The organism is Iodobacter sp. CM08 (assembly GCF_033446605.1).
In the GTDB taxonomy this organism is placed as follows: Bacteria; Pseudomonadota; Gammaproteobacteria; order Burkholderiales; family Chitinibacteraceae; genus Iodobacter.
Genome location: NZ_JAWQUO010000050.1, coordinates 20,767 through 32,034, shown reverse-complemented (window position 1 = coordinate 32,034; position 11,268 = coordinate 20,767). Strand labels below are relative to the sequence as shown.

14 protein-coding genes are annotated in these 11,268 nt (G+C 44.0%); 2 read left to right on the top strand and 12 right to left on the bottom strand.

Annotated elements, in window-relative coordinates; genetic code table 11:
- Positions 1 to 546: 546 nt before the first annotated feature.
- Positions 547 to 1,011, top strand: coding sequence for a hypothetical protein (locus R6242_RS20110; protein ID WP_318430319.1), 465 nt, complete (start codon positions 547 to 549; stop codon positions 1,009 to 1,011).
- Positions 1,012 to 1,195: 184 nt separating this feature from the next.
- On the opposite strand, the gene R6242_RS20105 is transcribed toward R6242_RS20110, so the two are convergent.
- From R6242_RS20105 to R6242_RS20065, 9 genes are all read right to left on the bottom strand, one after another.
- Entirely contained in the window at positions 1,196 to 1,633 is a 438-nt protein-coding gene (locus tag R6242_RS20105) for a hypothetical protein (protein ID WP_318430317.1), read from the bottom strand.
- A 209-nt stretch (positions 1,634 to 1,842) separates the two neighbouring features.
- Positions 1,843 to 2,805, bottom strand: coding sequence for a zonular occludens toxin domain-containing protein (locus R6242_RS20100; RefSeq protein ID WP_318430315.1), 963 nt, complete (start codon positions 2,803 to 2,805; stop codon positions 1,843 to 1,845).
- Positions 2,802 to 3,116, bottom strand: a complete 315-nt coding sequence (locus R6242_RS20095) for a DUF2523 domain-containing protein (protein ID WP_318430313.1) — start codon at positions 3,114 to 3,116, stop codon at positions 2,802 to 2,804. Before R6242_RS20095 ends, R6242_RS20100 begins: the two co-directional genes overlap by 4 nt.
- Before the next feature lie 11 nt (positions 3,117 to 3,127).
- Positions 3,128 to 4,495, bottom strand: coding sequence for a hypothetical protein (locus tag R6242_RS20090; RefSeq protein WP_318430311.1), 1,368 nt, complete (start codon positions 4,493 to 4,495; stop codon positions 3,128 to 3,130).
- 62 nt (positions 4,496 to 4,557) lie between these two features.
- Positions 4,558 to 4,764 carry a major capsid protein gene (locus R6242_RS20085; protein WP_318430309.1) on the bottom strand — a complete coding sequence of 69 codons (207 nt, stop codon included), beginning with the start codon at positions 4,762 to 4,764 and terminating at the stop codon, positions 4,558 to 4,560.
- A complete protein-coding gene (locus R6242_RS20080; RefSeq protein WP_318430307.1) occupies positions 4,751 to 4,978 on the bottom strand; it encodes a hypothetical protein in 228 nt (75 codons plus the stop codon). The genes R6242_RS20085 and R6242_RS20080 overlap by 14 nt, the downstream gene beginning before the upstream one ends.
- Positions 4,975 to 5,184 carry a hypothetical protein gene (locus R6242_RS20075; RefSeq protein WP_318430305.1) on the bottom strand — a complete coding sequence of 70 codons (210 nt, stop codon included), beginning with the start codon at positions 5,182 to 5,184 and terminating at the stop codon, positions 4,975 to 4,977. Before R6242_RS20075 ends, R6242_RS20080 begins: the two co-directional genes overlap by 4 nt.
- A gap of 5 nt (positions 5,185 to 5,189) precedes the next feature.
- Positions 5,190 to 5,510, bottom strand: coding sequence for a hypothetical protein (locus R6242_RS20070; protein ID WP_318430303.1), 321 nt, complete (start codon positions 5,508 to 5,510; stop codon positions 5,190 to 5,192).
- Positions 5,511 to 5,540: 30 nt separating this feature from the next.
- Positions 5,541 to 7,013, bottom strand: coding sequence for a replication initiation factor domain-containing protein (locus R6242_RS20065; RefSeq protein ID WP_318430301.1), 1,473 nt, complete (start codon positions 7,011 to 7,013; stop codon positions 5,541 to 5,543).
- Positions 7,014 to 7,088: 75 nt separating this feature from the next.
- On the opposite strand from R6242_RS20065, the gene R6242_RS20060 reads away from it, so the two are divergent.
- Positions 7,089 to 7,493: a helix-turn-helix domain-containing protein gene (locus R6242_RS20060; protein WP_318430298.1), complete on the top strand. Its 405-nt coding sequence runs from the start codon at positions 7,089 to 7,091 to the stop codon at positions 7,491 to 7,493.
- Between the two features lie 137 nt (positions 7,494 to 7,630).
- Here R6242_RS20060 and R6242_RS20055 read toward each other — a convergent pair whose 3' ends face one another.
- Genes R6242_RS20055 through R6242_RS20045 form a run of 3 tightly spaced genes read right to left on the bottom strand, consistent with a single transcriptional unit; the run spans position 7,631 to position 11,098 of the window.
- Entirely contained in the window at positions 7,631 to 8,209 is a 579-nt protein-coding gene (locus tag R6242_RS20055) for a membrane integrity-associated transporter subunit PqiC (protein ID WP_318430296.1), read from the bottom strand.
- A 2-nt stretch (positions 8,210 to 8,211) separates the two neighbouring features.
- Complete coding sequence (gene pqiB / locus R6242_RS20050; RefSeq protein WP_318430294.1) at positions 8,212 to 9,876, bottom strand: intermembrane transport protein PqiB; 1,665 nt, start codon at positions 9,874 to 9,876, stop codon at positions 8,212 to 8,214.
- Positions 9,866 to 11,098: a paraquat-inducible protein A gene (locus tag R6242_RS20045; protein ID WP_318430323.1), complete on the bottom strand. Its 1,233-nt coding sequence runs from the start codon at positions 11,096 to 11,098 to the stop codon at positions 9,866 to 9,868. Before R6242_RS20045 ends, pqiB begins: the two co-directional genes overlap by 11 nt.
- Positions 11,099 to 11,268: the final 170 nt, after the last annotated feature.

The window sequence follows — 11,268 nt, the reverse complement described above, 5'->3', positions numbered from 1 at the left end:
GAAAGAAGTGAGGTGAAGGGCTTTATCTACAAAACAAGGTCGATGCCTTAAGGGCGCTATCAAGCTCACTTCACCTCGTGTGGTAGTAGCTAACCACCACAGGGAACAAGATACAAGGGGCGCTACTTGCTGCGCCCTGTCCAGCTAGGGCGCAGCAAGTAGCGCCCCTACGCGTTAACTCTATTGATGTTGATGTGTTCTCAGGCGAATGACAAAAAATGAGCAAGACACATACTCGGGTTTACTTAAGCTTGCAATGAGTGGCTAGTTGACTGACGCGGCAAATCCTTACTATTTTTAAATAATAATTACATTGTGTAATAATACTTACACCCATCATTTTCATTTTTTTCGTATATTGTATATTATGTCAAGCTACAGGCGTTTAAAACGTAAACTTACAAAGCTAATTTCACCCCCAAAGCCACCATGAGTAAATAATTACACGTTGGCAAAAAGCAACACATTGTAGGATCCATGCAACAAGGATAAGGCGCGTAACAGCCGTTACGCGCCTTATTTTTATGAGAAAACAGAATGCGAAATATGCCAGTAGCTGACTTTAAGGTAACCACAACTGAACTAATCTTTGCTATCTCAACAAAGCCAGAGTCAGAATTGGCAGAAATCCTAGGCACAAGCCCTCGACAAATAAACCGCTGGCAAACCGGCCAAGACCCCATACCAAGATCAATCTTTCTTCTGGCCAGATTCTACACAAGCGGCATTGTGCCCTTTGGTGAGTGGAAAGACTGGACGCTAGCCGAGCAATGCCTCATTCCACCCCACGGCAACAAAAAAGGATGCGCAAGAATCGAAGAAATCCTTTTTATTGACCACTACCGAAAAGACCGCATGTTATGCAATAGCCAATACACCTTGATTGAGTCGTTAATAAAACAACGCAACTTCTACAAAAACCAATGCAGCTTAGAAGCAAAATACGGGCTTATGCTCGCAACTGTTTTCAGAGAAAAAGATCCGCCTGCCCCGTCGACACAACCCTATTAAAACCCGCCTTTAAAAGGGTAATTCCTCAAATCCGATCAAACGCACCTCATTAGCCCAGCTTGCACGCACAAATGCGTGAAACCTGAGCACGACGCATCGTGCATCATCAACACCAGTTTTTGGCGTAATTTTAATCAGCGTTAATTCTTAATGAAAAAAGCCAGCATTTAGCTGGCTTTCATGATTACAACCCTTGGCAATCAATCGCTTGCATCTGCTTTCTATTTTCTGCATAACGCGCATGCAGCCATGCTGTAGATTTATGCCTTTGCCTACTCACAATATAGCGCTTTTCTTCAATTAATGACGCACACTCAGCCGCAGTATCTTTACGCTGACCAGCTCCCGAACGCTGATACTCAATATTTCGCCGCTCATTAAAGTCACGATCAACATTGCTAGAAATTTCAGCCCTTTGCTGCGCTTCCCTTCTATAGCCTGAAAAATCCGCACTCCCTACCAATGCATCCTTGTTAGTAATTTCTTTTGCCGTCTTTAGTCCTGAATCCTCACAAGGCGCATTTTGATAGGTGTACTTAGGCCGAACACCATCAAAGCACTTGTACACAGCAGCCGAAGCGTATGGCGCAACCAAACAGATAAAAACAAACAAATACCGCATAAACTGTAAGCCCTCATTAATAATGAAAGCATACAGATAAAAACATCACTTTCAAAGCACTTACAATTTATCAACACCAACAAGCCCACCCGCTAAACGCCCCCTATTCCAAAAATCAATGAATGCACCCTGATCAAGTGGAGATACTGCACACGAAGAAAGCACAAGCAAAACCAACATGCAAAAGAATAATTTAAGTATGCTCACGGTTAAATTTCTTCTTTTTTTTCAATATTTGGCTTATTTAAAAAAGCCAAATAAACACCATGCTTAACAATGTTTTCACAAAGTTCAGTAGGCATATAAAGAGGCGTAGCTTGATCTGTAAAGCACAAGCAGCCTTTGCTTTTTGACATTACACACGCCTGAGGAGCTGGAACACTAGACGGCTCAGTCAGCTTGTCGTACACAGGAGCCGTGTACGCAAGTGTAGGTATACGCGGCGTTTGCTCTTCAATCCATTGCGCCGTAGTTTTCTTCTTATCGGAAACCGGCGCACTATAAGGCACAAAACCTGCAGGCATTGACGCTGAAGATACAACAGCATCAGGGGCCAATGACTTCTTATGAACAACATTTGTATAAATATAATACGCAGCAGCAAAAACCGTAATCGGCATAATCAATAGCCAAATTAACTTAGCAGGCAAACGCCGCTTAACTGTATGCAATTCAGCAGATTTATAATAATCAAAAACTTCTTTTGGATATGACCAAACATGTAAAACAGAATTAGCCCGCGACTTATCACAATTTTCTTTAATACCCTGCCACTCATGAATGGAGCTCTTTTGAAACCCCCACGCCCTCATTACATGCAAATGACGACCAACTAAACGTCTAACGTTCCCATCAATTAACATAGGGTGCTGTGTAACCAAATAAATATCAATACCCTTATGCCTATGCGTTTCTAATTCACTTACATGCTTTGGCACAGAAGAACCATTAGAACGAGTCCTAAAAATTCTCTGACATTCATCAATAACAATAATTGCGCCTTTTGGACAATCGAACCATTTTTCCGGATCAATTTCTACCCATGGCAATTTTAAATCAGTAATTCCAGAATAATAAACTTCTCTATTGTCTTTTTCTGAAAGAGCCTTTACCTCATGCAAAGTACGGAGCGTTTTACCGGCACCAGGCTGACCCGTAATCAAATTAATCATTTAGTTACCCACTTTTTAACAGAACCAGAGGACAAACCACTAACAACCAACTTACCCAAATATGCAGAAAACAAAATAGAAACACAGGTATCTACTTGTAAAACGCCTAAAACCTGCATTATTTCAATAGGCAAGCTTTTAAAATTAGAAATAAGATCGCTTTGTAATTTATCTAAAACAATTTTAAAGCCGGTATAAGTCACAACACCCACACCAAGACCAATTAAAGCACGACCAGCAAAAGAAGCTGCCGCAGAAACAAGGCCACCAATTAAAGCAGCAATCCAAGGAATAGCAAGCAAAGCAGGCATAAAACCCCCAATTAAATAGAAGAAGAAAGAATTCTAGCCGCCGCCAATAAAGAAAAAGCCACAGCAATTTTACCCATCATTTCCAAATACTTATTGACACTAGAAAAAGGAATAGAAAAACTTTTCCCCATTACTGAAAAACTCACATCAGACAAGCCACCTTTAGTTAAAAAAGTATCTCTTTTAATAACGTCAGTCATGTCAATAGCGCCATTTTCACCAAAATTCAATTTTGACCTAATCCCATCCATATCATCACCTGCTATTGACTTATCCCCTGCCTTCTTTAATTCAGACTTATTTAATTCATCAAGACCTTTGTCGGACTCACATTTATTAAGCCACGCTAAACGCGCAATTTCACACGTAGCCGGATCATTATTTTTGCACTTGAAAGAATCGCACGAGCCGGTAATTGAACTGTCAGGAGGAGGTGTAGGCGTCGGAGTTGGTTTATCTTTGCCGTCCTCGCCTGTGCCTGTGCCTGTGCCCGTACCGCCACCGCCACCGCCACCGCCACCACCGTGACCGCCGCCACCAGTACCGCCACCTGTGCCACCAGTACCCGTACCATCTGGCGCTGGTTTCTTAGGGTCCCAATCTCCACAATTTGCGACACACTTGTCTTTATCTGTAGGCTTAGGTGGTGGAGCTGGATCAGTTGGATTAGGTGGATTTTTAGCGCACGCATTAACGCCATTCACCTGCCCAAAACTAGAATTTGCAGGACAATCGCCAGGAAATTTAGGTGTTTTATTCGGGGCTGGCGGACTAGTAGTACTAGGGGGTTGAGGCGCTTTTTTACCATCAAATAAATTACATTCATCACCAGAATATTGCATTTTCAATAACGCATAAGCAGATTTTTTATCATCACCAATTGCAAATAATTTATCACCATTAGAAAAAGAGCCCGACATAACTAATTCACAAGTTCCATCACAAGAACTAGCCCTACTTTTAAAAAATGAACTTAAACCATCCGCAGAAGTAATAATTGGCACTCCAACACCATCAACACCCGAGTACGGAAGAGGCACTAATAAATCGCCCGCACTTTTACCTTTTTTTTCTTCGCAAGGATTTTTTTTCAATCGAACAAAAACTAACATAATAGAAACACCAGATGTTGCAGATTTAGCCCATATTTTTACAATACAACCACCGCCCTCTGGAACTGCCGGACACGTATTGTCCATAACCTCACCGCCCACACCATATCCAACAGACGCTGCATATGCATACGTAAATCCAACAGGATCACCTGTTTCTTTTCCAGAATCCGTATTAATAAAAGAAGCAGCACTCACTAATCCACAGAAAAAATAAGCCAAAAGGCCAATAAAACAGCGACTAAATAAATTAAACCTTCCATTCATAATTCCCCCGCATATAAAAAAGGGCGACAATCGCCGCCCTATTAATTAATTTTATTAAAAAATCAACCCATGGCACGCTGAATAAACTTAAATACTTTAATACCAATAATAACGCTTAAAACCGCACCACCAACAACCGCAACCGCTTTACCAGCATCGCCCAATTCAGAAATAATTCCCGTAGTATCAACAGCAGCAAATACAGGGGAAGTCACAGCAGCCAAAACAACAACTGCACCAAATTTACGAACCGCATTAAAATGTTTCATTTTTTACATCTCCAGAGTTAAGCGCCTTAATCACGACGCGAAATGTGAACGCAATTGCCCACAATAAAACGACACTACCCAATACAGGCGTAGCATCTTGAATACTCCAATCCCAAATGCCACCAGACGTAATTACATAATCACAAGCCCCTGCGACATTTGATGCAATTTGCAATAAGCCATCAGGTCTAATTTCTACGCATTGGGAAATCATTTTTCTAACCTGTCAGCCAATACGTAAAAAGAACTAATTGAAAATTGACCATCCAACAAATCTACAGCCGTATCAATCGCAGCTTGTTTTTCCTCAAAAAAACCCGCTTCGGATAGCCATTGCGTATAACCAACATCGCCATTGAGCGGCATTAAGAAAAAGCCATCATCTAAAGACTGAACTATCCAAACGGGTTTTAAATTCATTTTTATTAAGCCTTAGTCACTTCGCCAGTTTGACGATTTACAACCGGCAACATGCGGTGAGATTCAAGAGTTGTTTTCGTGACTTTGCCACTTGTGACTTGGTTTAATACCAATTCGGCCTCATGCGGAAATGGCAAATCTTTCATTGTTTGATACATAGCCGAAGACGGATATTTATATTCAGCAGCAGCCATACCTTTAGCCCTGCCTTGCGATTCATCCAAATCAAGCAAAACAAATAAAGTGGTCGTGTCGTAATGCTTACCTTCCACATCATCATTAAAAAACTTAACACCGGTTACGGTTACAGTTGTTTTGAAACGCATAATTACACCCCGTTAAAAATCATAAAAAAATTACCCAGCAGAACACCTAGCCCTAAAGTCTTGAAAATTAAACTCAGCAGCAATAACCACATCTTTAGTAATTGACGCTAAACGCATGGGCTCAGCCGAAAACCGATAATCAGCAACCTTTAAGCGTTTAGGCTCACCATCACGCCGAATCTTTGCAATAAGTGCATCCGCCGAGCCTTCAATATGAATTAACGTATCAAAGTAATGGCCGTATTGACGCTGAATAATTTCTAAGGCGCGGTTGTAGTTAATCTTGGTTTCAACCTTATTCGATTGAATACGGCACTGCTTTTCGTTAATCCATGCAAAAGCAGGATAACTAGCCGCAAGGTACTCACCGGCCACCAACAAAATATCAAATGGAATTACACGGTCTACCGATTTGAATTCAACCTCGATACGCACCCAAGGCGATTCTTTACAGCCGAACTTTTTGCCGCGTTCATATGTACGGCTATATTTACCAGAACGACGCAGGCCAGTAGCAAAGGTGCGCCCTTTGCCATTTGGCCGCTTCCAATTCCCAATTTGCTCGCATTCGGGAGCCGTACCGCGATAACACTGAAACTTCCCATCATCAAAATCAGTTTCAGCACGATCAACTGAATAGTTTTCGCCCATATAGTCGTCATAAGCGCAATCAACACGGGTAATGCGCGGATTTTCAGCCTCATTTATTAGCCAATCATGCATGCGCCCTTCCCAGCCATATTTAGCCGCAGTACATCCAGAGCCATTTAGCATAATTAAAATGGTTTCACGCTGGCCGCCAATGCAGAGATAGCCCCAACCATCACCTAATTCATAAGCCTGATGATAGAAATTGCGGCCATTAGTACACTTATTAGTTACACCGAAGCCAAAGATTGCCTCTAGGCGCATTGAAACCGCTAAAATGTAATCCTCTGCCGTTACGCAAAAATCAGCGTATTGATCTGCAGTAGATTTATGCACGGTGATATTGAGCCAATCAACAAAGGCATGATCCCCACCCCAGCCGCGACGCTGGGGGAATTCAACAATATCGCCCGTATTAGTAACGACAAGCTTTAAGGGCTGTAAGTCTAAGTCGGAGGATTTGGAACCCTTACACTCCGTAGTAGTGACCCCCGTGTTACTAGGGGGGGTCTTAATCGGCTCCGCCTCAGCCAGCAGGTGCGGCAAGCCGCCCCCCGCTGGCTGCTGCGCAGCCTCAGATGACTTCACCAGCAACTTTTTGCGGGATAAGCGTTGAAACGCCCCGCGCATAGCGCTAGGGCTTAAAGAAAGATAGATAGCAATAGATTCGGAATTGAGTTCAGCTAGAAAAGCCGGTGTAGGTGTATAGCCAGCAGCAAGAAAGCGATCAATACAAGCGCGACGATCAGCAGAGGCCAATAAGGCGCTATCAATCGCCGCGTAGTCGTCAGCTTTAAGCGACGCGCTAGCGGTAATTTCTGCGATATTTATTGAGAGCGCTTTCTTGCGTGCCATAATTATCAATACACATATGTTGATTAACGTATGTGTATTTCAATACACGACCGTGTATCCGGTCAAGGGATATAAATGAACACCCTAGAAGAAATATTGAACGAAGCAAAAAAACAGTTAAATGTGATCGAAGACAAACAGCTTGCCGAAGCAATACACGTAACCCCATCCGCAATCTCAAACTGGCGAAAAAGAGGATCACGCCCCGACCTCTTCGCCCTTATGCAGCTTTCTGATGTTTTAAGCATTGACGCACGCGAACTGTTATCAATTATTGAAGCAGAACACGCGAAAAGTGAGGACAAGCAAGAGTATTGGGAAAAAATGAAAGAAAGATTTTCCGGCAGCAAGAAAGAATTGATGACCATAATTGCTTGTGGCTTCATTTTTTCCAGTGCAGATTGTAAGCTTGATATGGGCCAGAATCAGAGCATAACTTACAAATACATGACACCTAAAATGTATATTATGTCAAGTTGATGAACTAAAAACAAGAAACCTTACAAGCCTAATCGCCTGTAAAAATAGCTCTGAAATACACCAGAAATAGTGGCATCAAGCTTTTTAACTTTGGTTTTTTTAGTGGGGCTATTTTTAAAAAAAGGGTTTTATGCGTGTTAGCAGTCGCCCTTTGCCGTGCACTCGGCTAGTTTTTGGCTGATTTCTTGCCCTAGGCGATCTAAGCCCTGGCCCAAAGCTACGACTAAGGCTGGGTAGCCTTTGCCTTGTTGGGCTAGCTCGATATGAAATGGGGCTTGCAATATCAGGGTTTGCTGCGCATTTCTTAAAAACCAGTGGCCCGCCAAGATGGCCTGCCCGTCGTCGCGGCCATTAAATTGGGTAAGTTCTACGCTTAGCGTGCTGATTCGCCCATTCGGTGCAGAGTCTAGCCATAGTTTATTGGGGGCTTGTTGCTGCATTCTTGCGATTAGTACTCGCTTTACGCCCTCTGGTAGTCGTTCAGCCCATAAGTTTTGCTGAGCTAAGCGCAGCTCAACATCGCCTTGCTGATAGGCGATGCCACCCGCGGAGAGAAAATCCGCCACTTTAATATCCACTAAGATGGCGGGCAGCTTGGTGGATGTGGGTGTGGCCGTGGGGGTGACATCCGCCAAGCGATAATATTGAGTGATGGGGGCGCTAGCACATGCGCTTAAGAGCCCTGCCCCCAGTAGTAAAACCCAGTTTTTTGTCATGGCTACTTTGCCCCTTTGGGTTGAATGTCTTCTTGCTTACGATCGAACAAGAGCGCATTCGGTTTTTCATTGAGGGTGCGAATCACCGGCCTTGCCTCTTGCAAGATTTGGTTTAGATTGCCCAAGGCGCGGTTTAACTCGCCGTAAGCGGGTGATTGCGCAGAGTAATCATCTAGGGTGCTGCCAACAGTATTTAATGTGCCTTGCAGCTTGTTTAAGGTTTGTTGTAATTCGGCAGGTAAATGTTGTACCTGCGGTTGCTGCGCGAAATCATCCAATGTTTTAACTAGGCCACGCACATCGCTAGCTAGCCTGCCGGTTTCATCTAGCGTCTTATTGCCTTGAGCAAGCACACCCTCTATTTTTAGCCCGTTTAGCTTGTCTAATAAGGCAATTACTTTGTTTTCGATTTGAGCTAAGCCACCATCACTGCTTGGTAATACAGTTAGGTTTGCATATGTTTCTAAAGGTTTTTGTAATGGTTTGCCGCTAAAATCAACATCAACATACAAGGCCCCTGTCAGTAGGTTACCATTTTTAAGTTTCAACACCATGCCAGTACGGATCTGGGTGGCGATCACTTTGCGCCAATAGTCATCGTTTTCTTTTTCTGCACCCGTGGCTAAGCGCCCTAGTTCCAGATAGATCAACACAGGGATGCCATGAGTTTTACGGGTTTTGTTTTCTAGTTTTGGGATGGCGTAAGGTACTGCGCCCACGGTACCAATTCTTAAACCACGCAGCTCTACAGGTGCGCCAGGTTTTAAGCCGCGCACAGATTCTTTAAATAGAGCAATATAAGGCAGGCGGCGTTCAAATTGGCGCTCTAGCGAGCTGGCTTCATCTGCAAACAAAGTAAAACTGGTTTGATCACGGACCTGTTCACCCAAAGGGGTATTGTCTGGCACCCCAAAAGCAATCCCACCAGAGAGCATGGATTCCATTGAGCCGGTGTTAAGCTTAATTCCATCTGAATTAAGCGAGAGTTGCACGCCACTGGCTACCCAGAATCGGGAGTTCATCGTTACTAAACGGTCATAAGGGCGCTGAATATATAAGCGGTATGTCATCTCCCTTTGCTCGGGATCAAAATCCGCTTTTTCTACACGGCCCACTTCAAAATTTTGATACAGCACTGGGTCGCCCACCCTTAATACTTTTACGCCGCGCCCTGAAAGAGCTAAGCGCAAGCCTGGCACGTCAGATGAGGTGACGGGGGGCTCACTTAGCATATTAAATTCACTGCTCATGGTGGTGGATTTACCAGGATTGAGCTGAATAAAAGATCCGGAAAGGAGTGTAGATAAGCCGCTAATTCCACTGCGATCAACCCGTGGCTTGACCACCCAAAACTGGCTGTCTTTATTCAGCAAGCTGCGCGCATTCACATCTAGTTTGGCCGTAATGCGCACCCGATGCGCAGCCACATCCAGCTCTACATCGCTGACCCTTCCCACATTAACAGACAACACTTTTACCGTGGTTTTACCGACCTCAATGCCTTCTGCGTTAGGCAAATATAAGATCACCTCCGCCCCTTGGTGTCGCCAAGTATCAAAAATCATCCATGCGCCTACTAGCAAGGCAGCCAAAGGCACGAGCCAAACTAAAGAGACACGCCGAAGCCAGCCTGTGTTGGCATGCGGTAATTCGTTTTCATTTTCCATTGGAAAGATCCTGAGCATTCTGTGCATCCCAAATCAGGCGCACATCAAAACTTAAAGCAGCCAGCATGGTAAACACCACCATTCCAGCAAAAGAAACCGCGGCAACGCCAGGGTAAACCGACATCAATTGCCCCAAATGAATCAGCGCCACCAGAATAACCACCACAAACACATCCACCATAGACCAGCGCCCTATTAGCTCGGTCATACGATAAAGGCGTGTGTAATGCAAAGCGTTATGGTTTGGCTTTTTTTGGGCTGAAAGACACAGCAAAATAATTGAAATGAATTTCACCAGCGGGATAAGCACACTGGCAATAAAGATAATAATAGCCACAGGGTAGGAACCCATATTCCACAGCAATAACACGCCTTCCAAAATGGTTGATGGCGTTTTATCCCCTAGGGACTCGGTGATCATCATGGGATAGATATTGGCAGGAATATATAGCAAGATGGCCGTCACTAATAACGCCCAAGTCATGGATAAACTATGTGGCTTGCGCCGATGCAAGCGCGCGTAGCAACGCTCGCACTTTAATGCTTGTTGTGGATTAAAAAAGCCGCACACAGAGCAAGAAACTGCCCCCTTCCCTCGTAATTTTTGGGCGGGCAAGCCTTCTAGCTGATCAAGTTGAAAGCCAAACCAATGCGCATCAAACACCACAACGGTTTTAGTTAAGGCAATTGAGAACAGTAGCATGGCCCAAAAAGATAAGCCCAGTGCTATTTGCGCCAAAGAGGCTAGCTTAATTAAGCTGACCAAGATACCAATCACAAAGACATCGGCCATCATCCAAGGCTCAAGCAAAACAGCAAGCCTAAGCACGCTGCGCATACCCGGCCAATATTTGGCATATTTTAGTGCTAGCGCTAGATACACAATGGCGCATAAAAAAACAGCGGGGGTAAATAGCACACAGCTTAAAAGTACATTAGCAACGAGGCCAAAATCTGCATCAATCAAGGCTTTTGCGCTGCTTAAAAAAGTCATTTCACTGAAATTGCCCGCAATTTTTAGGCGCAGCAAAGGAAATAAGCAGCTTAAAACGAGAAGTATCAATGCCCCCAAGGCATACGCGAGTGATGCATCAAAGGGATGGCGATGAATCCGGACTAAATGATGGCCACAGCGGCCGCAGCTCGCCTCCTGCCCTGGCTGGAGTGCATCCATTATTTGCAGCAAATCACACTGAGTGCAGCGAATTTCATGCGCAGGCAAAGCCGCTGACCTTTGCGGCGCTTTGCTATTAAAGCGCAAAAAAAAGGGGATTTTTAGTGCTGGCTTAAATTGGAGTTTTGTTCGCAAATTAAATATATATCCTAGGTATTGCGATGGTTAAAGCAAAGGGGCTTACTCACTATAGAGATGAAGCCAGTAAATCACAAAAT

What these genes read in the sequence shown, in the direction of transcription:
- R6242_RS20110 (WP_318430319.1), top strand. Translation starts at nt 547, where the DNA reads ATGCCAGTAGCTGACTTTAAGGTAACCACAACTGAACTAATCTTTGCT.
- R6242_RS20100 (WP_318430315.1), bottom strand. Translation starts at nt 2,805, where the DNA reads ATGATTAATTTGATTACGGGTCAGCCTGGTGCCGGTAAAACGCTCCGT.
- R6242_RS20055 (WP_318430296.1), bottom strand. Translation starts at nt 8,209, where the DNA reads ATGACAAAAAACTGGGTTTTACTACTGGGGGCAGGGCTCTTAAGCGCA.
- R6242_RS20105 (WP_318430317.1), bottom strand. Translation starts at nt 1,633, where the DNA reads ATGCGGTATTTGTTTGTTTTTATCTGTTTGGTTGCGCCATACGCTTCG.
- R6242_RS20085 (WP_318430309.1), bottom strand. Translation starts at nt 4,764, where the DNA reads ATGAAACATTTTAATGCGGTTCGTAAATTTGGTGCAGTTGTTGTTTTG.
- pqiB (WP_318430294.1), bottom strand. Translation starts at nt 9,876, where the DNA reads ATGGAAAATGAAAACGAATTACCGCATGCCAACACAGGCTGGCTTCGG.
- R6242_RS20095 (WP_318430313.1), bottom strand. Translation starts at nt 3,116, where the DNA reads ATGCCTGCTTTGCTTGCTATTCCTTGGATTGCTGCTTTAATTGGTGGC.
- R6242_RS20080 (WP_318430307.1), bottom strand. Translation starts at nt 4,978, where the DNA reads ATGATTTCCCAATGCGTAGAAATTAGACCTGATGGCTTATTGCAAATT.
- R6242_RS20075 (WP_318430305.1), bottom strand. Translation starts at nt 5,184, where the DNA reads ATGAATTTAAAACCCGTTTGGATAGTTCAGTCTTTAGATGATGGCTTT.
- R6242_RS20070 (WP_318430303.1), bottom strand. Translation starts at nt 5,510, where the DNA reads ATGCGTTTCAAAACAACTGTAACCGTAACCGGTGTTAAGTTTTTTAAT.
- R6242_RS20090 (WP_318430311.1), bottom strand. Translation starts at nt 4,495, where the DNA reads ATGAATGGAAGGTTTAATTTATTTAGTCGCTGTTTTATTGGCCTTTTG.
- R6242_RS20060 (WP_318430298.1), top strand. Translation starts at nt 7,089, where the DNA reads ATGAACACCCTAGAAGAAATATTGAACGAAGCAAAAAAACAGTTAAAT.
- R6242_RS20065 (WP_318430301.1), bottom strand. Translation starts at nt 7,013, where the DNA reads ATGGCACGCAAGAAAGCGCTCTCAATAAATATCGCAGAAATTACCGCT.